General features: G+C 69.1%; 4 protein-coding genes. All 4 read left to right on the plus strand.

Annotation, left to right across the window (positions count from 1 at the left end; translation table 11 throughout):
- The first annotated feature begins 57 nt into the window (after positions 1 to 57).
- Entirely contained in the window at positions 58 to 12,822 is a 12,765-nt protein-coding gene (locus IB255_RS27140; protein WP_192211113.1) for a non-ribosomal peptide synthase/polyketide synthase, read from the plus strand.
- Positions 12,822 to 20,738 carry a non-ribosomal peptide synthetase gene (locus tag IB255_RS27145; protein ID WP_081516997.1) on the plus strand — a complete coding sequence of 2,639 codons (7,917 nt, stop codon included), beginning with the start codon at positions 12,822 to 12,824 and terminating at the stop codon, positions 20,736 to 20,738. The genes IB255_RS27140 and IB255_RS27145 overlap by 1 nt, the downstream gene beginning before the upstream one ends.
- Positions 20,735 to 21,697: an alpha/beta hydrolase gene (locus tag IB255_RS27150; protein WP_081516998.1), complete on the plus strand. Its 963-nt coding sequence runs from the start codon at positions 20,735 to 20,737 to the stop codon at positions 21,695 to 21,697. The genes IB255_RS27145 and IB255_RS27150 overlap by 4 nt, the downstream gene beginning before the upstream one ends.
- Before the next feature lie 433 nt (positions 21,698 to 22,130).
- Positions 22,131 to 22,700: an antibiotic biosynthesis monooxygenase gene (locus IB255_RS27155; protein WP_081517000.1), complete on the plus strand. Its 570-nt coding sequence runs from the start codon at positions 22,131 to 22,133 to the stop codon at positions 22,698 to 22,700.
- Positions 22,701 to 22,711 lie beyond the last annotated feature (11 nt).

Genomic DNA, 22,711 nt, shown 5'->3' on the forward strand with positions numbered 1-22,711 from the left:
CCCCACGAATTTCCCTCCGGCGGGCCCCACGCGCCCGCCGACAGAACAGGTGATGTCATGAACGACCGTTACGAAGCCGCAGGAAACCTGGTCGAGGCCCTGCTGCAACGCGCCTGCGAAATGCCGCGCAAGACTGCCCTGCGATTCATCGCCGAGAATGTCGAACAGCCCATCAGCTTCCGCGAGCTGGACGAGCGCGCCCGCGCCATGGCCGCCTGGATGTTGCGCCACGGCCAGCATGGCGACCGCGCCGTATTGCTGCTGCCCAGCGGCCCGGAGTACGTCACCGCGTTCTTCGCCTGCCTCTATTCGGGAATCATCGCCGTGCCGGCCTATCCGCCGGAATCCGTGCGCCCGCAGCACCTGGCGCGCCTGCGCTCGATCCTCGATGACGCCGAACCAAGCCTGGTGCTCACCGATTCCACGCTGATCGAAGCCCTGCGCCCGGCCTGCGAACGCGAGAGCGGCGACAGCCCGCTGCTGCTGGCGGTGGACCAGGCCGACCCGGCGCTGGCCGTCGAGTGGCAGATGCCCGAACTGGCCGACGACGACATCGCCTTCCTGCAATACACCTCCGGCTCCACCTCGACGCCCAAGGGCGTGCAGGTCAGCCACGGCAACCTGGTGGCCAACGAGCGCCTGATCCGCCAGGGCTTCGGCATCGGCGACGACGACGTGATCGTCAGCTGGCTGCCGTTGTTCCACGACATGGGCCTGATCGGCGGCCTGCTGCAACCGATCTACAGCGGCATCGAATGTGTGCTGATGTCGCCGCGCTACTTCCTCGAGCGCCCGCGCCGCTGGCTGGAAGCCATCGCCCGCTTCGGCGGCACCGTCAGCGGCGGGCCGGACTTCGCCTACCGCCTGTGCTGCGAGCGGGTCAACGAGGCGGCCATGGAAGGTCTCGACCTGAGCAAATGGCGCGTGGCCTTCTCCGGCTCCGAGCCGATCCGCCCGGACACCCTGGAGCGCTTCGCCGCCTGGTTCGCCCCGGCGCAGTTCGACGCCTCGTCCTTCTACGCCTGCTACGGCCTTGCCGAAGCGACCCTGTTCGTCACCGGTGGCGTGCGCGGCGACGGCATCGGCCAACTGGAAGTGGACCTCGATGCCCTGGGCGAGAACATCGCCCGTCCGGGCCGCGGCACCTCGCTGATCAACTGCGGCCGCGCCCAGCCCGACCATGAAATCCAGCTGGTCGACCCGTTGAGCGGCGAAAGCCTCGGCCCGGACCGCGTCGGCGAAATCTGGAGCAGCGGCCCCAGCGTTGCCCTCGGTTATTGGCGCAACCCGGAAGCCAGCGCGCGCACCTTCGTCGAAAAGGACGGCCGCACCTGGCTGCGCACCGGCGACCTGGGCTTCCTGCACAACGACGAACTCTTCGTCACCGGCCGCCTCAAGGACATGCTCATCGTCCGTGGCCAGAACCTCTACCCGCAGGACCTGGAACGCTGCGTCGAGGAAGAGGTGGACCTGGTGCGCAAGGGCCGCGTTTCCGCCTTCGCCATCGAGCATCAGGGCCGCGAGGGCATCGGCATCGCCGCCGAAGTCGGGCGCAGCGTGCGCAAGCTGATCTCCGCCGAGGCGCTGGCGAAAGCTATCTCCGCCGCCGTGGCGGAAACCTTCCAGGAAGCGCCGCTGGTGGTGGCGCTGCTGGAGCCGGGCGCACTGCCCAAGACCTCCAGCGGCAAGCTGCAACGCTCGGCCTGCCGCACCCAGTTGCTCGACGGCAGCTTGCAGGCCTACGCCATCCAGCGCGCCGGCGAGCCGATCAGCGATGGCGCCAGCGCCAAGCCGGTCGCACCACTGTCTGCCGAAGAGCAAGCCATCGCCGCGCTGTGGAGCGAAGTGCTGGAGCTGCCGGCGATCCGCCGCGACGACAACTTCTTCGCCCTGGGCGGCAACTCGATCAAGGCCACCCAGTTGATGGCGCGCCTGCGCGAGCGCCTCGGCCGCGCCGTGGAATTGCGCCTGCTGTTCGAAGCGCCGGAGCTCGGCGCCTTCGCCGCCGCACTGGCAGCCCTGCCGACTGCTGAAGTTGAAAGCGTGCCGCAGGTCCCGCGTGACGGCCTGCTGCCGCTGTCGCCGGCCCAGCGCCGCCTGTGGTTCCTCTGGAAGCTGGAGCCGGAAAGCGCCGTCTACCACATCGCCGGCCGCATGAACCTGCGCGGTGAACTGCGCCGCCCGGCCGTGGAGCAAGCCTTCGCCGTGCTGCTGGGCCGCCATGAAACCCTGCGCAGCCGCTTCATCGAACAGGCCGATGGCGAGGTGTCGCTGAGCCTGTCCGACGCTGCTCAAGTGGAGCTGACCGAGAGCGACTTCAGCTCCCTGGGCAACGCCCGCCGCGACATCGCCGCCCGCGAGGATGCCGATGCCTTCGCCGCACAGCCCTTCGACCTGGCCAGCGGCCCGCTGCTGCGCCTGCGCCTGCAGAACCTCGGCGGTGGCCGCCAGGCGCTGCTGCTCTGCGTGCATCACATCATCGCTGACGGCTGGTCGCTGAACCTGCTGCTGGACGAGTTTGCCGAGTGCTACCGCGCCATCGTCGAACAGCGCGAGCCCGTGCTGCCGGTGCTGCCGCGCCAGTACCTCGACCTCGCCGCCGCCCAGCAGCACAAGCTGGAAGCGGGCGAGGGCGCGCGTCTGCTGGACTGGTGGAGCGAGCGCCTGGGCAACCAGCATTCGCCGTTGGAGCTGCCTTTCACGACGGGAGAGAAAGGCCAGAGCGCCGAGCTGATCGAACGCGAAGTGGACGCCGAGCTGACCGCGAAACTGCGCAGCCTGGCCCAGGCCCACGGCGCGACCCTGCCGATGCTCCTGCTCAGTGCCTACAACCTGCTGCTGCAGCGCTACAGCGGCCAGCACGACCTGCGCATCGGCCTGACCCAGGCCGGCCGCGAGCAGCTCGACAGCGAGCGACTGGTCGGCTTCTTCGTCAACCTTCTGGTGCTGCGCAGCGAGCTGCCCGAAGGCGCCAGCCTGCGCGGCGTGCTCCGCCAACTGCGCGACGACCTCCTGCAAGCCCAGGCGCACCAGGGCCTGCCGTTCGAGCAACTGGTAGAGGCGCTGCAACCCGAACGCGGCCACGGCCGCCATCCGCTGTGCCAGGTCGCCTTCGACCACCAGTGGCAGCCGCGCGCCGGCAACGGCCTGCCCGGCGTCAGCGTGGAAACCCTGGAACAGATCGACCTGGAAACACCCTTCGACCTGGTGCTGCGCGTCCGCGAGGGCGAACAGACCCTGCGGCTGAGCTTCTGCTATGCCCGCGAGCGGTACGCCGCCAATGGCATGCAGCGCCTCGTCGGGCACTTCCTCGACCTGCTGCGCGCCTTGCCGCAGCTCAATGCCGACGCCGTGCTGGACGCCCGTGACTGGCTGCCCGCCAGTGACTGGAGCATCGCCGTGGCCGGTGACGCGCCGGCTTTCGAGGCGCTGAGCGAGACCATCGCCGCCCAGGCCCGCCGCCATCCGGCCAAGGTCGCGCTGCTCGACGAGCAGCGCGAAGTGAATTTCGCCGAGCTGGAGGATCGCTCCAACCGCCTGGCGCAACGCCTGATCCAGCGTGGCATCGGCGCCGAGCGCCGAGTCGCCGTGGCTCTGCCGCGCGGCGTGGACATCCCGCTGGCCCTGCTGGCCGTCATGAAAGCTGGCGGCGCCTACCTGCCGCTGGACATCGACTACCCCGAAGAGCGCCTGGCCTGGCTGATGCAGGACGCCGGCGTCGACCTGCTGCTGACCAACGCCGAGCTGGCCGAACGCCTGCCGCTGCCCGTAGGTGTCGAGCGCCTGGTGCTGGAAGAAGCCGACCTCGGCAACGCCCTGGCCGTGCGCCCGCTGGTGCGCACCCAGGCGCAGAACCTCGCCTACCTGATCTACACCTCCGGCTCCACCGGCCAGCCCAAGGGCGTTGCCGTCGCCCACGGCGAGATTGCCGCGCACTGCCGCGCCATCGGCCAGCGCTACGCCATGAGCGACGCCGACCGCGAGCTGATCTTCATGTCCTTCGCCTTCGACGGTGCCCACGAACGCTGGCTCACCGCGTTGTCCCACGGTGGCAGCCTGCTGATCCGCAATGACGCGCTCTGGACCGCCGAGCAGACCCTGGAACAGCTGCGCCGCCATGCTGTGACGGTCTCCGCCTTCCCGCCGGCCTACCTGCAGCAGTTGGCTGAGCAAGCTCTGATCACCGGTCACGCGCCGAGCATGCGCATCTACTGCTTCGGCGGCGATGCGGTGCCGGAAGCGGCCTATCACCTGGCGCACCGGGCGCTCAAACCCGAACACCTGATCAACGGCTACGGCCCGACCGAAACCGTGGTCACCCCCATGCTGTGGAAAGCCGATGCACGTACCACTTGCGGCGCGGCCTACGCGCCCATCGGCGAAGTGGTCGGCGAGCGCAGCCTGTACATCCTCGACGACCGACTGCAGCCGCTGCCGCGCGGCGTGGCCGGTGAGCTGTACATCGGCGGCCACGGCCTCGCCCGTGGTTACCACCAGCGCGCCGGCATGACTGCCGAACGCTTCGTGGCCGACCCTTACGCCGACGGCCTTCGCCTGTACCGCAGCGGCGACCGCGTGCGCTGGCGCGAAGACGGTTCGCTGGACTACCTCGGCCGCGTCGACCAGCAGGTGAAGATTCGCGGCTTCCGCATCGAGCCGGGCGAGATCGAAGCCCGCCTGCGTGCGCTGACCGGCGTGCGCGAAGCGGCGGTGATCGCCCGCGAAAGTGAGCGTGGCAAGCGCCTGCTGGGTTATGTCTGTGGTGACAGCCTCGCCGAAGATGCGCTGAAAGCCGCCCTGCGCGCACAGCTGCCGGACTACATGGTGCCGTCGCGCATCCTCGTGCTGGAGCAGATGCCGCTCAACGCCAACGGCAAGATCGACCGCAAGGCGCTGCCCGAGCCGCAGGAAGCCGCCAGCACCGCCGAAGCCCCGCGCGACGGCCTGGAAAGCCGCGTCGCCGCTGTCTGGGCGGAAGTGCTCGGCGTGCCGGCGGTGGGCCGCGAGGACGACTTCTTCGAACTGGGCGGCCACTCGCTGCTGGCCACCCAGGTCATCTCTCGCCTGCGCCGCGACCTCGGTTGCGAAGTGCCGCTGCGCGACCTGTTCGAAGCCAGCCGTCTGGACGAATTCGCTGCACGGCTGACAGCTCTTGCGCCCAGCGCTCGCCCGGCACTACGCGCCGTGGCCCGCGACGGCGACCTGCCGCTATCCGCCGCCCAGAGCCGCCTGTGGTTCTTCTGGCAGATGGAGCCGACCAGCGCCGCCTACAACGTGCCGGGTGCGCTGCGCCTGCGCGGCCAGCTCGACGAGTCTGCGCTGCGCCGTGCCTTCGATGCCCTGGTGGCGCGCCACGAAACCCTGCGCACCACCTTCGATGAGGTGGACGGCCAGGCCTTCCAGCACATCCAGCCGGCGCAGCCCCTGGGCCTCGCGCGGGTCGATCTGTCCGCTGAAAAAGAGGCCGAAAGTGCCGCCCGCCAGTTGGCCGAGGAAGAAGCACAGCGTCCGTTCGACCTGCGCAACGGCCCGCTGCTGCGCCTGACCCTTATCAAGCTGGCCGATGCCGACCATGTATTGCTGCTGACGATGCACCACATCGTCTCCGATGGCTGGTCGATCCGTGTGCTGGTGGACGAATTCAGTCGTCTTTACGGCGCCTTCGCAGCAGGCGAAGAACTTCAACTGCCGGAGCTGCCGGCGCAATACGCCGACTACGCCCAGTGGCAGCGCGAGCTGCTGGCGGGCGAGGAGGGCCAGCGTCAGCTGAGCTGGTGGACCGAGCAACTGAGCCTCGAGACGCCCGTGCTGGAACTGGCCGCCGACCGCCCGCGCCCGGCCGTGCAGAGCTACCGTGGCGGCAGCCTCGGCTTCAGCCTGGACGCCGGTCTCGGCAGCCGCCTCAAGCAACTGGCGCGCGAGCAGGACGTCACCCTGTTCATGCTGCTGCTCGGTGCCTACGCCGTGCTGATGCAACGCTACAGCGGCCAGCGCGACCTGCGCGTCGCAGTGCCCATCGCCAACCGCCAGCAGCTGGAAACCGAGGGGCTGATCGGCTTCTTCGTCAACACCCAGGTCATGCCCTGCGCGCTGGCCGACGACGAGTCCTTCGCCGCGCTGCTGGCTCGCCTCAAGCCGCTGGCCCTGGGCGCCCAGGCGCACCAGGACCTGCCGTTCGAACAACTGGTGGAAGCCCTGCAGCCCGAGCGCAGCCTGGCCTACAACCCGCTGGTGCAGGTGAAGTTCAACTTCGGCTTCGACGTCAGCCGCCTGCCCGATGCCGGCGCGCTGAAGCTGGAACTGTTCAGCGAAGAACAGTACGGCGCGCGCTTCGACCTCGCCCTGGACATGGCCGAGGCGCTGGACGCCAGCGGCCAGCCGGGCGACGAGCTGCGCGGCAGCTTCGTCTATGCCCGCGACCTGTTCGACGAGGACAGCGTCGCCGCCATCGCCGGGCAGTTCGAAGCGCTGCTGCGCCAGCTGTGCGCCGAACCGCAGCGCGCCCTTGGCGAACTGCCGCGCCCGGTGGCTTCGCGCCGTCGCGGTGAGGCCCGGCAATGGCCGCAATCCGACGTACTCGGCCTGTTTGCCGCGCAGGTCGCCGCGCAGCCGGACGCCATCGCCGTGCAGGACGACAGCATCCGCTATAGCTACGCCGAGCTGGACCAGCGCAGCAACCGCCTGGCCAACGCGCTGATCGCCAGCGGCGTGGAGCAGGGCGAGTGCATCGCCCTCTGCCAGGAGCGCAGCGCGCAGTGGGTGCTCCTGCTGCTGGGCGTGCTCAAGGCCGGCGCCACCTATGTGCCGCTGGACCCGGCGCAACCGGCCGAGCGTCTGCGCCAGTTGCTCGCCGACAACGGCATCGGCCGCGTGCTGGTGAGTGATGCCGCGCTGCTGGAAACCTTCGGCGCCGCCACGCTGATCCCGGCTGGTGGTCCGGAGCAGGGCAGCAACGCCGTACCTGCGCGGAGCATCGACCCGCAGCAGGCTGCCTATGTGATCTTCACGTCCGGCTCGACAGGCCAACCCAAGGGCGTGCGCGTCAGCCACGCGGCGCTCGCCAACTATGTGCAGGCCGTGCTCGAACGCCTGCAACTGGACCAGGGCCGCGCCCACGGCCTGGGCTTGGCGATGGTCTCCTCGGTGGCTGCCGACCTCGGCCACACCACGCTGTTCGGCGCGCTGTGCGGCGGCGGTCGCTTGCACCTGGCGGATGCCCAGGCCGTGGCCGATGCCGAGCGTTTTGCCGCGTTCATGCAGGACGTGGACGTACTGAAGATCGTCCCCAGCCATCTCGCCGGCCTGCTGGCCGCCGCGCCCAACGCTGCCGCCGTGCTGCCGCGGCGTCTGCTGGTGGTAGGCGGTGAAGCCTGCGACCGCGCGCTGTTGCAGCCGATCCGCGAGCTGTCGCCCAAGCTGCGCATCGTCAACCACTACGGCCCCAGTGAATCCACCGTGGGCGTGCTGACCCACGAATGGTCGCTGCTGGACGACCTGCCGGCAGGCAGCCTGCCCATCGGTACGCCGCTGGCCAACAGTGCCATTCGCGTGCTTGACGAGAACGGCCGCGACCTGCTGCCGGGCGTGCCCGGCGAGCTGTACATCGGCGGCGCCGGCCTGGCGCTGGGTTACCTCGGCCAGCCGGAAATGACCGCCGAGCGCTTCGTGGCGATTGAGGGCGAGCACCTGTACCGCAGTGGCGACCGCGTGCGGCTGAGCCGTCGCGGCGTCGTGGAATTCCTCGGCCGCGTCGATGACCAGGTGAAGATCCGTGGTTACCGCGTCGAGCCGGGTGAACTGGCGCAAGCGCTCAAGCGCTTGCCCGGCGTGCGTGATGCCGTGGCGCTGGCCGAGCGTGACAACGACGGCCCGATGAGGCTGCTGGCCTGGGCCGTGGCTGAAGGGCCGAGCGTGGAAAGCCTGCGCGAAGCCCTGGCCGCTGCCGTTCCGGAATACCTGCTGCCGGCCCAGCTGATGCTGCTGGAACGCCTGCCGCTGAACGCCAACGGCAAGGTCGACCGCAAGGCGCTGCCGCGTGCCGAGGCGGTCACCAAGGTCGCGGACAGTGCGCCGCTGAGCGAGCTGGAACAGCGCATCGCCGCTATCTGGCAGGCAGTGCTGAAAGTCGAGCGCGTTGGCGCCGAAGACAACTTCTTCGAGCTGGGCGGCGACTCCATCCTCAGCCTGCAGATCATCGCGCGCATCCGCAAACTCGGCTACAAGCTCAGCCCGAAACAGCTGTTCGAGCGGCAGAGCGTCCGCCAACTGGCGCAGTGGCTGGAAAGCCGCGCTCCGGCTGCCCCGGCAGCACCCGCGCCGGTTGCTGCTGTCAGCGCTGAGGTGGCCCTGTCGCCGGTACAGGCGCGCTTCTTCGAGCGCGTGCCGAGCGCCCAGCGTCACCACTGGAACCAGGCTTTGCTGCTGCAACCGCGTGAAGCGCTGGACGGCGACGTGCTCGCCCGCGCGCTGCACTGGCTGGTCGGCCAGCACGACGCGCTGCGCCTGCGCTTCGACGGCAACCGCCAGCGTTACGCCGAACACGGCCCGCTGGATATGACGCTGCTGTGGCGTCGCCGCGCCGCTGACGCCCGCACCCTGGAACGCCTGTGCGATGACGCCCAGGCCAGCCTGGATATCGCCAATGGCCCGCTGCTGCGCGCCATGCAGGTCGGCCTGGAGGATGGCAGCGAGCGCCTGCTGCTGGTGATCCATCACCTGGCGGTGGATGGCGTTTCCTGGCGCATCCTGCTGGAGGACCTGCAATATGCCTACCGCGAACTACGCGCCGGCCGCACGCCTGCCGCATTGCCGCGCAGCGACAGCTACCAGGCCTGGAGCGCCCGCCAGCAGGCGGCTGCCAATGGCGCTGCGGCTGAGCTTGGCTACTGGCAGGCCGAACTGCGCGATGCGCCGCGTCTGACCCGCGCCCGCAGCGGCGCCTCGGCCACCTGGAAGGAAGCCGCCAACGCGCGCTTCAGCCTCGACGCCGAGACCACCCGCCAACTGCTCGGCCCGGCACTGAAAGCGCAGCGCCTGCAGATCAACGACCTGCTGCTGACCGCGCTGGCCCGCGCCCTCTGCGCCTGGACCGGTGAAAGCTCTGCGCTGGTGGAGATGGAAGGCCACGGCCGCGACGTCTTCGATGGCGAAGCCGCGCTGGACCTGAGCCGTTCCGTGGGCTGGTTTACCGCGCTCTATCCCGTACGCCTGCAAGCCGGTGGCGAGCCGGGTGCGGACCTGCGCGCCACCCGTGAACACCTGCGCGAACTGCCGCGTGCCGGTATCGGCTACGGCCAGCTGCGCTACCTCAGCCAGCACGCCGCCAGCCTGCGAGACCTGGCAGCGCCGCAGGTGACCTTCAACTACCTCGGCCAGCTCGACCAGGCCTTCGCCGACGCCGATTTCCTGCCGGCCTTCGAAGGCGTGGGCCGCAGCCAGCCGCTGAACGCTGCACTGGGTAACGCGCTGGTCTACGCCGGCCGCGTGCTCGGCGGCGAACTGAGCCTGGAGGTCACCTACAGCAGCGCCATGTTCGATGCAGCAGACATCGATGAGCTGCAAGCGCTGCTGCGCGCCGAGCTGCAAGCACTGGTTGCTTACTGCCTGAGCCATCCCTACAAGCTCGGCGCAAATGACCTGCCGCTGCTCGATCTCGACCAGCAACAGCTCGACGCACTGCCGTTGCCGGCCGGGGTGGAAGACCTCTATCCGCTGTCGCCGATGCAACAGGGCATGCTGTTCCACGCCCTCGACGTGCCGGGCTCCTCGCTCTACGTCAACCAACTGCGCGTCGATCTGGAGGGTCTCGACGAGGCTCGTTTCCTCGATGCCTGGCGCGCGGTCATCGCCCGCCATGCCAGCCTGCGCACCGGCTTCCTCGCCAGTGCCGACACCGCGCCGCTGCAGTTCGTCCTGCGCGACGTGCAGTTGCCGGTGCAGTCCTTCGACTGGCGCGACCAGCAGGTCAGCGCACAGCAACTTGAAAAGGTCGCTGACGCCCAGCGCAACCTCGGCTTCGACCTGGCCAAACCGCCGCTGCAACGCCTGGCGCTGGTACGCCTGGGCGAGCGCCGCTACCACCTGATCTGGACCTGCCACCACCTGCTGCTGGACGGCTGGAGCAGCGCGCGGCTAATCGGCGAAGTGCTCGCGCTCTACCGGGGCGAAGCACTGCCGGCGCCGGCGGCGCAGTACGCCGACTACATCGGCTGGCTGCACGCCCAGGACGGCGCGGCGGGCGAGGGCTTCTGGTGCGAGCGGCTGAAGGGCTTCGACGAGCCGACCCTGCTGGCCACCGCCTGCAACGCCGGTTTCCGCGAGGAGCCGCTGCGCGAGCTGCACAGCCGCCTCGACAGCGCGCCGCTGCAACGCTTTGCCCAGGCCCAGCGCATCACCCTCAACACCCTGGTGCAGGGCGCCTGGGCGCTGCTGCTGCAACGCTACTGCGGCCAGCGCAGCGTGACCTTCGGCGCCACCGTGGCAGGGCGCCCGGCCACGCTGCCGGGGGCGGAAGAGAGCCTCGGCCTGTTCATCAACACCCTGCCGATCCTGCAAAGCCCGGATGACGCCCAGCGCGTGGGCGACTGGCTGCGCGAGCTGCAGGCCTTCAACCTCGACGTGCGCGAGTTCGAGCACACGCCGCTGTACGACATCCAGCGCTGGGCCGGCCGTGGCGGGCAGGCGATGTTCGACAGCATCATCGTGTTCGAGAACTTCCCCATGGATGCGGCGCTGTCCTCGTCCAGCGAGGACGACCTGCGCATCCTCGGCCACCACCCGGTGGACGGTACCAACTACGCCCTGGCCCTGGTAGCCAGCGCCGGCGAACAGCTGGACGTGCGCTACACCTACCGCGCCGACCGCTTGAGCGCGAGCCAGATCGAGCAGCTGCGCGGGCACTTCGAGCACCTGCTGCTGACGCTGGTGGAAGATGCCGAGCGCCCGTTGGGCCGGGTCAGCCAACTGGCCGACGCCGAGCGCAACGAACTGCTGCAGCGCTTCAATGACACCGAGGCGAAATTCCCCGCCGACGTGCAACTGCAGGAGCTGATCGAGCGGCAGGTCGCCGCGACCCCGGAGGCGCTGGCCGTACAATTCGGTGATGAGCGCCTGAGCTACGCCCAGCTCAATGCCCGTGCCAACCAGCTCGCGCACTGGTTGCGTGGTCAGGGCGTCGGCCCGGACGTACTGGTCGGTGTGGCCGCCGAGCGTTCGGTGGAACTGGTGGTGGCCCTGCTGGGCATCGTCAAGGCCGGCGGCGCCTACGTGCCGATGGACCCGGACTACCCGCAGGAACGCCTGCAGCACATGCTGGCCGATAGCGGCGTGAGCCTGCTGCTGACCCAGCAGCACCTGCTGGATCGCCTGCCGGCGAGCACTGCTGAGCTGATCTGCCTGGACAGCCAGTGGGGCGAGATCGCCACGGCCTCCGAGCAGAACCCGGCCAGCGCCGGCAGCCCGCAGAGCCTGGCGTACCTGATCTACACCTCCGGCTCCACCGGTAAGCCCAAGGGGGCCGGCAACAGCCATCGCGCGCTGGTCAATCGCCTGAACTGGATGCAGAAGGCCTACGCGCTGGACGCCTCCGATCGCGTGCTGCAGAAGACTCCGTTCAGCTTCGACGTGTCGGTGTGGGAGTTCTTCTGGCCGCTGCTGACCGGCGCCGCCCTGGTGGTCGCCGCGCCCGGCGCGCATCGCGATCCGCTGGCGCTGCGTCAGGTGATCGAGGCGGGGCAGGTCACGACGTTGCACTTCGTGCCGTCGATGCTGCAGGCCTTCGTCGCCTCCGGTGAACTGGAGCGCTGCCCGTCGCTGCTGCAGGTGATGTGCTCCGGCGAGGCGCTGCCCTATGAGCTGCAACAGCAGTTCCGCCAGCGCAGCAGTGCGAAGCTGCACAACCTCTACGGCCCGACCGAAGCGGCGATCGACGTCAGCTTCTGGGCCTGTGACGAGGACAACGCGCGGCAGGTCGTGCCCATCGGCCGGCCCATCGACAACCTGCGCCTGGTGCTGCTGGACGAGCGCCTGGAACCGGTGCCGCAAGGCGTGGCCGGCGAGCTGTACATCGGCGGCGTGGGCCTGGCGCGCGGTTACCACGCGCGTCCCGGCCTGACTGCCGAGCGTTTCATTGCCGACCCGTTCGGCAGTGGAGAACGCCTGTACCGTACCGGCGATCTGGCTCGCCAGCGCGAAGACGGCGCCATCGAATACCTCGGCCGTCTCGATCACCAGGTGAAGATTCGCGGCCTGCGTATCGAACTGGGCGAGATCGAGGCGCGCCTGCAGGCCCATCCGCAGGTCAGCGAAGCGGTAGTGGTGGCCAAGGACGGCGTGCTGCTGGCCTACGTGGTCGCCAGCGCCGAGCCCGAAGCCCTGCGTCAGGCGCTGCAAGGCGAATTGCCGGACTACATGGTGCCGTCGCGAATCATCGCCCTCGACGCCATGCCGCTGTCGCCCAACGGCAAGCTTGACCGCAAGGCCCTGCCGGACCCGCAGCTGGGCGACAGCCTGCGCGAGTACATGGCGCCGCGCAGCGACCTGGAAGTCGAACTGGCCGGCATCTGGCAGCACGTGCTGCAGGTGGACCGCGTCGGCCTGCACGACGACTTCTTCGAACTGGGCGGCCATTCGCTGCTGCTCACCCAGGTCGGCCTGACCCTGCGTCAGCGCCTGGGCCTGGAACTGCCGCTGCACCGCCTGTTCGAGCTGAGCAATATCGAGGCGCTGGCCGCCTGGATCGAAGCCCAGCGGGCAGGCGCCGCCAGCGCGGAAGAGGAACTGGACCTGATGGACGAACTGCTCGGCGAGCTGGAGAACCTGTAATGAGTCAACCGATGGACGCCCAGCTGAAACAGGTCGCGGAGCGCCTTGGCGCGCTGCCCGAGGACAAGCAGATCGTCTTCCTGCGTCAGCTGCGCGAGAAAGGCGTGAGCCTGTCGCGACTGCCGATCCTGCGCGAGGGGCGCGAGCACGCGCCGCTCTCGGCAGCCCAGGCGCGCCTGTGGTTCCTCTGGCAGATGGAACCGCACAGCGCCGCCTACAACATTCCCGCTGCCGTGCGCCTGCGCGGCGTGCTGGACGAGGGTGCGCTGCAGCGGGCCTTCGCCGCGCTGATCGCGCGCCATGAAAGCCTGCGGACGGTCTTCCGCACGGTCAACGTTTCGGCGGATAACGCTGGCGCGTTATGCGCCCTACGGGAGCCGGCTGGCGAGGTTCAGGGCACGACAGAGGACCGCTCTGGTAGGGCGAATGACGCGCAGCGTCATCCGCCGCAAGGTGCGGCGGATGGCGAGGTGCTGCAATGCATCCTGCCTCCGGGCCCGGCGCATCTGGAGGCGAAGGACTTCAGTAACGAAGCCGAAGCGCGGCAATGGCTCAACGAGTGCGCCCAGCGCTCCTTCGATCTCGCCGAAGGCCCGCTGCTGCGCCTGCACCTGGCGCGCCTGCCGGGCGAGGCGCTGCTGCTGGTGAACCTGCACCACATCATTGCCGACGGCTGGTCCATCGGCGTGCTGATCGACGAGTTCGCTGCTCTCTACAGCGCCGAGGTGCTAGGCACCCAGGCCCAGCTGGAAACCTTGCCGATCCAGTACAGCGACATGGCCCGCTGGCAGCGCCTGTGGCTGGCGGCCGGCGAGGGCGAGCGGCAGCTGGCCTACTGGAAGGAACAGCTGGGCGACGAATCCCTGCTGCTGACCCTGCCGGGCGACCGGCCGCGCCCGCTGGTGCAGAGCTACCGCGGCGCGACGCTGGACTTCGAGCTGCCCCGTGCGCTCAGCGATTCCCTGCGCGAACTGGCGCGTGGGCAGGGCGCCACGCTGTTCATGCTGATCCTCGCGGCCTACCAGCTGCTGCTGTCGCGCTACAGCGGCCAGCGCGAGCTGCGCGTGGGCGTGCCCATCGCCGGCCGTGGCCGTGCCGAAAGCGAAAGGCTGATCGGCTTCTTCGTGAATACCCAGGTACTGTCGGCGCGCATCGACGGCGACGAATCCTTCAACGCCTTCCTTGCCCGTACCCGCGAAGCAGTGTTGGGTGCCCAGGCCAACCCGGACCTGCCGTTCGAGCAACTGGTAGATGCCCTGCAGCCCGAACGCAGCCTGAGCTACAACCCACTGTTCCAGGTGGCCTGCAACCACCAGCCGAGCCGCCGCGATGCCCTGCGCGAGCTGCCCGGCGGCCTGCAGCTGGAAAGCCTGGAGCTGGACAGCGGCATCGCCAAGTTCGACCTGACCCTGAACACCGAGGAAAGCCGCGACGGCCAGGTGCGCGGGCAGTTCATGTACGCCACCGACCAGTTCGACGCAGCGACCATCCAGCGCCTGAGCGGGCACTTCCTCAACCTGCTGCAGGCCCTGGTGCGCGAGCCGCAATGCCCGGTGGCGCGCCTGCCGCTGCTGGATGGCAGCGAACGCGAACAACTGCTCTACGGCTGGAACGCCACCGCGATGGACTACCCGCGCGATGCCTGCCTGCATCAGCTGATCGAGCAGCAGGTGCAGCGCTCGCCCGCTGAGGTGGCGCTTACCGACGGCCAGCGCAGCTTCAGCTACGCCGAGCTGAACAGCCGCGCCAACCGCCTCGCGCATTGGCTGCGCGAGCAGGGTGTCGGCGCGGACAGCCGTGTCGGCGTCGCGCTGGAGCGCTCGGTGGAGCTGCCGGTAGCGCTGCTGGCGGTGCTCAAGGCCGGCGGCGCCTATGTGCCGCTGGACCCGGAGTTCCCCGCCGAACGCCTGGCGCACATGCTCGAAGACGGCGGCGTGCGTCTGCTGCTGACCCAGCAGCACCTGCTCGGCGAGCTGCCGCAGACGGGCGCCCGCGCGTTCTGCCTGGACCGCGACTGGGCGCAGCTGGATGGCTACGCCGACAACGATCTGGCAAACCTCGCCAAGCCGGATGATCTGGCCTACGTCATCTATACCTCTGGCTCCACCGGCAAGCCCAAGGGCGTCGCCGTTCGCCACGGCGGGGTGGTCAACTTCATGCTGAGCATGGCCCGTGAGCCGGGCCTGAACGCGCAGGACCGTGTGCTTGCGCTGACCTCGCTGTCCTTCGATATCTCCGCGCTGGAGCTGTACCTGCCGCTGCTGGTCGGCGGCCGTGTGGTGCTGGTCGACCGCGACGTCGCGCGTGACCCGGCGCGTCTGCTCGGGGTGGCGCTGGAGCAGGGCGTGACGGTTATCCAGGCCACCCCGAGCACCTGGACGCTGCTCAGTGGCCACCAGGACTTCCCGCGCCTGACCGGCTGCCGCTTCTTCTGCGGCGGCGAAGCGCTGTCCGCCGAGCTGGGGGACAAGCTCACCGTGCAGGCCGAGGCGCTTTGGAACCTCTACGGCCCCACCGAAACCACCATCTGGTCGGCGGCCTGGAAGATCGACAAGGGCGCCCGCGCGCTGCTCGGCAAGCCTATTGCCAACACCCAGCTGTACATCCTCGATGGCGAGCTGCAACCCGCACCCATCGGCGTGGCGGGCGAGCTGTACATCGCCGGCGACGGCCTGGCGCGCGGCTACCACGGGCGCCCGGAACTGACCTGCGAGCGTTTCGTCGCCGATCCCTACGGTAGGGAATCCGGCGCGCGCATGTACCGCACCGGCGACCTCGCGCGCTGGCGCGCCGACGGCGTGCTGGAATACCTCGGCCGTATCGATCACCAGGTGAAGATCCGCGGCTTCCGCATCGAGCTGGGCGAGATCGAATCGCGCCTGCTCGGCCAGCCCGGTGTGCGCGAGGCGGTGGTGATCGCCCGCGATGCCGGGCAAGTGAAGCAACTGGTTGGTTACGTCACGGGGCATATCGACAGTGACCTGCGTGCGGCCTTGCTGGAAGAGCTGCCGGACTACATGGTCCCCGCGCAGATCGTCCAGCTCGAGCGCATGCCGCTGACCCCCAACGGCAAGCTCGACCGCAAGGCGCTGCCGGAGCCGGACTTCAGCCTGTTGCAGAAGACCTACCGCGCGCCGGAGAACGAGCGCGAGCAGACCCTGGCGGCCATCTGGCGCGCCGTGCTCGGCCTTGAGCGCGTAGGGCTGGACGACAACTTCTTCGAGCTGGGCGGCGACTCCATCGTCTCCATCCAGGTGGTCAGCCGCGCTCGCGCCGCCGGCCTGCAGCTGAGCCCGAAGGACCTGTTCCAGCACCAGACATTGCAGGCGCTGGCCCGCGTGGCCGGTGATGTCGTGGCGGCCGATGCGCCGGTTGCCATCGCCGCTTTCGAGGCGCCGGACGCCGCACAGCTGGCCGCCCTCGGCCTGAATCCCGAGCAGATCGAAGACCTCTATCCGCTGTCGCCGATGCAGCAGGGCATGTTGTTCCACGGCGTGGACGGCAGCGAGGGTGGCGTCTACGTCAACCAGCTGCGCGTGGAGGTGCAGGACCTGGACGTGGAGCGCTTCCGCGCCGCCTGGCAGGCCGCGCTGGATGCCCACGACAACCTGCGGGCCGGCGTGCATTGGCATGCTGTCGGGACAGCCAACGGACAGCCGGTGCAGGCCGTGCACAAGCACGTCGAGCTGCCGCTGGAAGTGCTCGACTGGCGCGGTCGCGAGGACATGGACGCGGCGCTGGACCAACTGGCCGCCGCCGAACGCAGCCGCAGCTTCGACCTGGAGCGCCCGCCGCTGCTGCGCCTGGTGCTGGTGCGCAGCGCCGAGGCCAGCCACCAGCTGGTTTACACCCACCACCACATCCTGCTCGACGGCTGGAGCAACGCCCAGCTGTTTGCCGAGGCATTGCGCCGCTACAACGGCGAGAGCATCGCCGAGCAGGGCCGCTACCGCGACTACATCCACTGGCTACAGGTGCAGGACCAGCAACAGGCGCAGGACTTCTGGAGCGCTCGCCTGCAAGGCTTTGCCCAGCCCACCGTGCTCGCCGACAGCCTGGCGCGCCCGGTCGAAGGCAGCGGCCACGGCCTGGAATACAGCCGCTACGACGCGGCGGCCACCGAGCGCCTGAAGGCCTTCGCCCGCAGTCAGCGGGTAACGCTCAATACCCTGGTGCAGGCGGCGTGGATCCTTCTGCTGCAACGCTACACCGGTCAGCAGCGCGTGGCCTTCGGTGCCACCGTGGCCGGGCGTCCTGCGCAACTGGTCGGCGCCGACAGCCTGCTGGGCCTGTTCATCAATACGCTGCCCATCGTCCAGGCGCCGGCCGAGCATGCCGACCTCGGCGACTGGCTGCGCGAGCTGCAGGCCTACAACCTGGACGTGCGCGAGTTCGAGCACACGCCGCTGTACGACATCCAGCGCTGGGCCGGTCAGGCCGGGCAGGCGCTGTTCGACAGCATCATCGTGTTCGAGAACTATCCGGTCGACGAGGTGCTGCGCAGCGCCCAGGGGCCGCGCTTCGGCGAGCTGAAGTCGAAGGACGAGACCAGCATCCCCATGGACCTTGCCGTGCGCGTCGGCGAGCGCCTGGAGATCGAGTACCAGTACCTGCGTGCGCACTTCAGCGCAGCCGCCGTAACGCGCCTGCGCGGCAATATGGAACAGGTGCTGGAGAGCCTGCTGCACGGCGCCGGCAAGCGCGTCGGCGAGCTGCAATGCCTGTCCGCCAGTGACCGTGCGGCCCTGGCCGCCTGCCGTGGCCCGCACCAGTCGCTGCGGCCGGCCGAGCCGGTACACCTGGCGATTGCCCGCCAGGCTGCGCTGCGTGGCGATGAGGTAGCGCTGATCTGCGGCGACGAGGAAGTCGACTACGCGGCGCTGGAACGCGACTCCAATCGCCTGGCCCATCGCCTGATGGCGCTGGGTGTCGGCCCGGAAGTCCGGGTCGGCGTGGCCCTGCCGCGTAGCGTGCGCATTCCGTTGGCGCTGCTGGCGGTGCTCAAGGCTGGCGGTGCCTACGTGCCGCTGGACGCCGAGTACCCGCGCGAGCGCCTGGAGTTCCAGATGAGTGACGCCGGTATCGCGCTGCTGATCACCGACAGCCGCCTGCGCGAGCGCCTGCCGCTGCCGGGGGGCGTGACCTGCCTGGAGCTCGACAGCCTCGACCTCACCGGCGAAGACAGTGACCTGCCGGTGGTGGCCCTGGAGCCGGAAAACCTCGCCTACCTGATCTACACCTCCGGCTCCACCGGCAAGCCCAAGGGCGTTGCGGTCAGCCATGGCCCGCTGGCCATGCACTGTGCGGCCATCGGCGAGCTGTACCGGATGGATGCGGCGACCCGCGAGCTGCATTTCATGTCGTTCGCCTTCGACGGCGCCCATGAACGCTGGCTGACCACCCTGGTACACGGCGGCAGCCTGGTGCTGCGCGGCGATGAGCTGTGGACGCCCGAGCAGACCTACCGCGTCCTGCACGACAAACAAGTGAGCGTGGCGGCCTTCCCGCCGGTGTACCTGCAGCAACTGGCCGAGCACGCGCTGCGTGACGGCAACCCGCCGCCTGTGCGCATCTACTGCTTTGGCGGCGACGCAGTGCCCAACGCCAGCTTCGAACTGGCCAAGCGCGCGCTGCGGGCCGAGCACCTGATAAACGGCTACGGCCCCACGGAAACCGTGGTCACGCCGCTGCTGTGGAAGGCTGACCGCGCCACCTCCTGCGATGCCGCCTATGCGCCCATCGGCAAGGGCGTCGGCGCGCGCAAGCTGTACATCCTCGATGAGCAGCTGCGCCAGGTGCCGCTGGGTGTGGCCGGTGAGCTGTACATCGGCGGCGATGGTCTGGCGCGCGGTTACCACCAGCGCGCCGGGCTGACGGCCGAGCGCTTCGTTGCCGACCCGTTCGATGCAGCGGGTGGCCGCCTGTACCGCAGCGGCGACCTGGTGCGCGGCCGTGCCGATGGCGTGATCGACTACGTCGGGCGCATCGACCATCAGGTGAAGATTCGCGGCTTCCGCATCGAGCTGGGCGAGATCGAGGCGCGCCTGCAGGATCACCCGCAGGTCAGCGAGGCGCTGGTAGTGGCCCGCGACGGCATCAGCGGCAAGCAGCTGGTCGGCTATGTGGTCGGTGCAGCGGAAGGCGATACTCTGCGCAACTTCCTCCGCGAGCAGGTGCCGGACTACATGGTGCCCGCGCAGATCCTCCGGCTGGAGCGCTTCCCGCTGTCGCCCAACGGCAAGATCGACCGCAAGGCGCTGCCCGAGCCGACCTGGCAGGGCGAGGCCTACGAGGCACCGCGCAACGAGCGCGAGCGTGCCCTGGCGATCATCTGGCAGGACGTGCTGCAAGTGGAGCGCGTCGGCGTCCGCGACAACTTCTTCGACCTGGGCGGCGACTCCATCCTCAGCCTGCAGATCGTCTCCCGCGCGCGCCAGGCGCTGGGCGAGGGCGTGGAAATCCGCCTGCGCGACCTGCTGCAGTACCAGACCATCGCCGGCCTGCTGGAGCGCGCCGAGAGCGTCGCCGAGGCAGCGCCAACAGTGTCTGTGGCGGTGGCCGACGATGGCGAATCCTTCGGCCTGGTGCCGATCCAGCAATGGATGTTCGAGCAGCAGCTGGAGGAGCCGAACCACTTCAACCAGGCGGTGCTGCTGGAGTGCCGCCAGCGCCTCGACGCCGAGGCGCTGGAAGCGGCGCTGCAAGGCCTGCTGGCCGAGCATGGCAGCCTGCGGCTGTCGTTCGCCCGTGGGGCTGACGGCCTGTGGCGCCAGCGCTATCGCGAGGCCAGCGAGATCACCGGTGCGCTGCTCTGGCAGCGGCAGGTGGCGAATGCCGAGGAGGCGCTGCTGATCGCCAACCAGGCGCAGCGCAGCCTGGACCTGAGCGACGGCCGGCTGCTGCGCGGCGTGCTGACCGACATGGCCGACGGCACCCAGCGCCTGCTGCTGGTGATCCACCACCTGGGCGTGGACGGCGTGTCCTGGCGCATTCTGCTGGAAGAGCTGCAGCAGCGTTACGTTGCGCAGCTCTCTGGCGAGGCGGCGCCGCGCTTCGAACGCACCAGCGCCTACCGCGCCTGGGCCGAGGGTCTGCGCGACTACGCCGACAGCCAACTGGCGCAAGGCGACCTGCCGTACTGGCTGGAGCAGACCGAACCCGCCGGCCTCGGCGAGCCGCAACGCGACAACCCGCGCGGCGCCGAGCGCATGACGCACCTGGAGCAGCTGTTCCTGCGCCTGGACCGCCAGCAGACCCAGCGCCTGCTGAAGGTGGCGCCCGAGGCCTATCGCACGCAGATCAACGACCTGCTGCTGACTGCTCTTGGGCGCACGCTTTGCCAATGGTGCGACAGTGACTCGGTGCTGATCGGCCTGGAAGGCCACGGCCGCGAGGACATCCTCGACGAGGTGGACCACAGCCGCACCCTGGGCTGGTTCACCAGCCTGTTCCCGCTGCGCCTGACGCCGGGGCAGGGCGACTACGCCCAGGCCATCCCGGCGATCCGCCAGCAACTGCGCGCGGTGCCGGACAAGGGCATCGGCTACGGCGCCCTGCGCTATCTGGGCGACAGCGCGCTGCGCCGCCAGCTCGCCGCCCGCGCCGAGCCGCGCGTCACCTTCAACTACCTCGGCCAGTTCGACCAGAGCTTCGACGACAAGGCACTGTTTGTGCCGCTGCAGGAAAAGCCCGGCGACACCTACGCCGCCAGCACGCCGATGAACAACTGGCTGGAGATCGTCGGCCAGGTCTATGACGGCGAGCTGACGCTGCGCTGCATGTTCAGCCGCCGAGTGTTCCGCCCGTCGCGCATCGAGGTGCTGATGGCGCAGTTGCGCACGGAACTGGAAGGGGTGATCGGCCATTGCTGCGCCCAGGTGGAAAGCGGCGCGCGCCAGGAGCAAGCCACGGTATGAACGCAATGATGAAAGAGGTCGGCATGCTGCACCCGGAGATTTCCGCCTTTCTGGACATGGTCGACGAGGGGCGTCGCGCTGGCCGGCCGGCGCTGCACGAACTGCCGGTGGAGCAGGCGCGACAGGACTTCGAGGCTTCCTCGGAGTCACTCAAGGCCGGCGCACCGTCGATGCCGGTGGAAGACCTGCTGATCCCGGTGCGGGAGAGCCGCCAGCTGCCGGTACGTCTGTACCGGCCAGTGGGAGCTGGTGACGCGGCGATCCTGTATTTCCACGGTGGCGGCTACACGGTCGGCAGCCTGGATTCCCATGACGGGCTGTGCCGGTGGCTGGCGAAGCACTGCGATTGCGCGGTGATTTCGGTGGGTTACCGGTTGGCGCCGGAGGCACCGTTCCCGGCTGCGACCCATGACGCCCGTGATGCCTGGAGCTGGTTGCTGGAGTCCGCCGCTAACCTCGGCCTGAACCCGCGCCGCCTTGCCGTTGGCGGCGACAGCGCGGGTGCCACGCTGGCCACCGTGCTCTGCGCCGAGCTGGCGGGCGAGGGCGCCGAGCAGCCCTGTGCCCAACTGCTGTTCTATCCGGCAGCGGACGCCAGCACGCGTACTGAATCGGAGGAACTGTTTGCCGAGGGCTATCTGCTGGAGACGGCCAGCCTGGACTGGTTCTACCAGCAGTACGTGCCTGACGTTACGCAGCGCAGTGATTGGCGCTGCTCGCCGGTCCATGCCGGTGCTGCTTTGCAAGGTAGCGCTCCGGCATTGCTGTTCGCGGCCGAGTTCGATCCGTTGCTGGACGAAGGCCTGGCCTACGCTCATGCGCTGGTGGAGCAGGGCGTGGAGGTGGAGGCGGAGCGTTGCTGCGGGATGACCCACGACTTCCTGCGCATGGGCAACCTGGTGCCGGAGGTGGAGGGCTATTACCGGCGCGTGGCGGAATTCCTTGCCGCCCGCTGGTGACCCAGCAGGGCGTCCGCTTGCACCTGCGTTGCGGCGGATCAGGAACCTAGGATGGTGTGGAGCGTAGCGATACCCATCGATATCCGTGAGCCGAGGGCAGCATGGGTATCGCAGGCTCCACCCATCCTACGCAAGTGCTTCCCTGTAGAAGCGGGCCATGCCCGCGATCACGCACATGGCCCGCTCATGCAGATTGGCTCCGTTCGTGCCGGGGCGGCCGGCATCATGGACTACTGAATCGCCGCCACCGGCTGCCCGGCCACCTGCCGGCTTGCCGCTTCCTGCGGGGCGGGGTTGGCCCAGGGGCGTAGGGCGCATAACGCGCCAGCGTTATCCGCCGCCATGGCCGGCACCGATCCAGCACATGCGTCCAATAGGACGACCGTTGCCGCCGCCATAGTGAGCGGACCTCAATCATGAGTCCGGAACACCCATGAGCGCCGAAACCATCGATCTGAACAGCGTGGTGACGCTGGTGGTCCACCACAAGGTGCGTTGCGAAGCCCTGCCCAGCTACGAGGCCTGGCTGCGCCGCACGGTTTCGGCCGCGCGCCGGCAGCCGGGGCACCTGGGGGTGAACGTGATCCGCCCGGACGGCGAAGGTGCGATGTATACCACCGTGGTGCGTTTCGCCGCCGCCGCGCAGTTGCAGGCCTGGATCGACTCCCGCGAGCGCGCCGAGCTGATCGACGAGGTTTCGCCGTTGCTGGAAGAGGGCGACCACCCGCTGATCCACAACGACGCCGAATTCTGGTTCACCCCCGAGCACGGCAACGTGCGCCAGCCGCCGAAATGGAAGCAGGCGCTGCTCACCTACCTGGTGATCAGCCCGCTGACCATGGTCATCCCGCCGCTCTGGGGACCTGCCTTCGAGCGCTTCCCGGTACTGGCCGGGGTGGTGCCGAGCAACCTGCTGGTGACCCTGTGCATCGTCCTTCCGGTGGTCTACCTGATCATGCCCTGGGTGACCCGTCGCTGCGCCGGCTGGCTCAACGCCGATTGATTTTCCCTCCC

The organism is Pseudomonas sp. PDM22 (assembly GCF_014851965.1).
In the GTDB taxonomy this organism is placed as follows: domain Bacteria; phylum Pseudomonadota; class Gammaproteobacteria; order Pseudomonadales; family Pseudomonadaceae; genus Pseudomonas.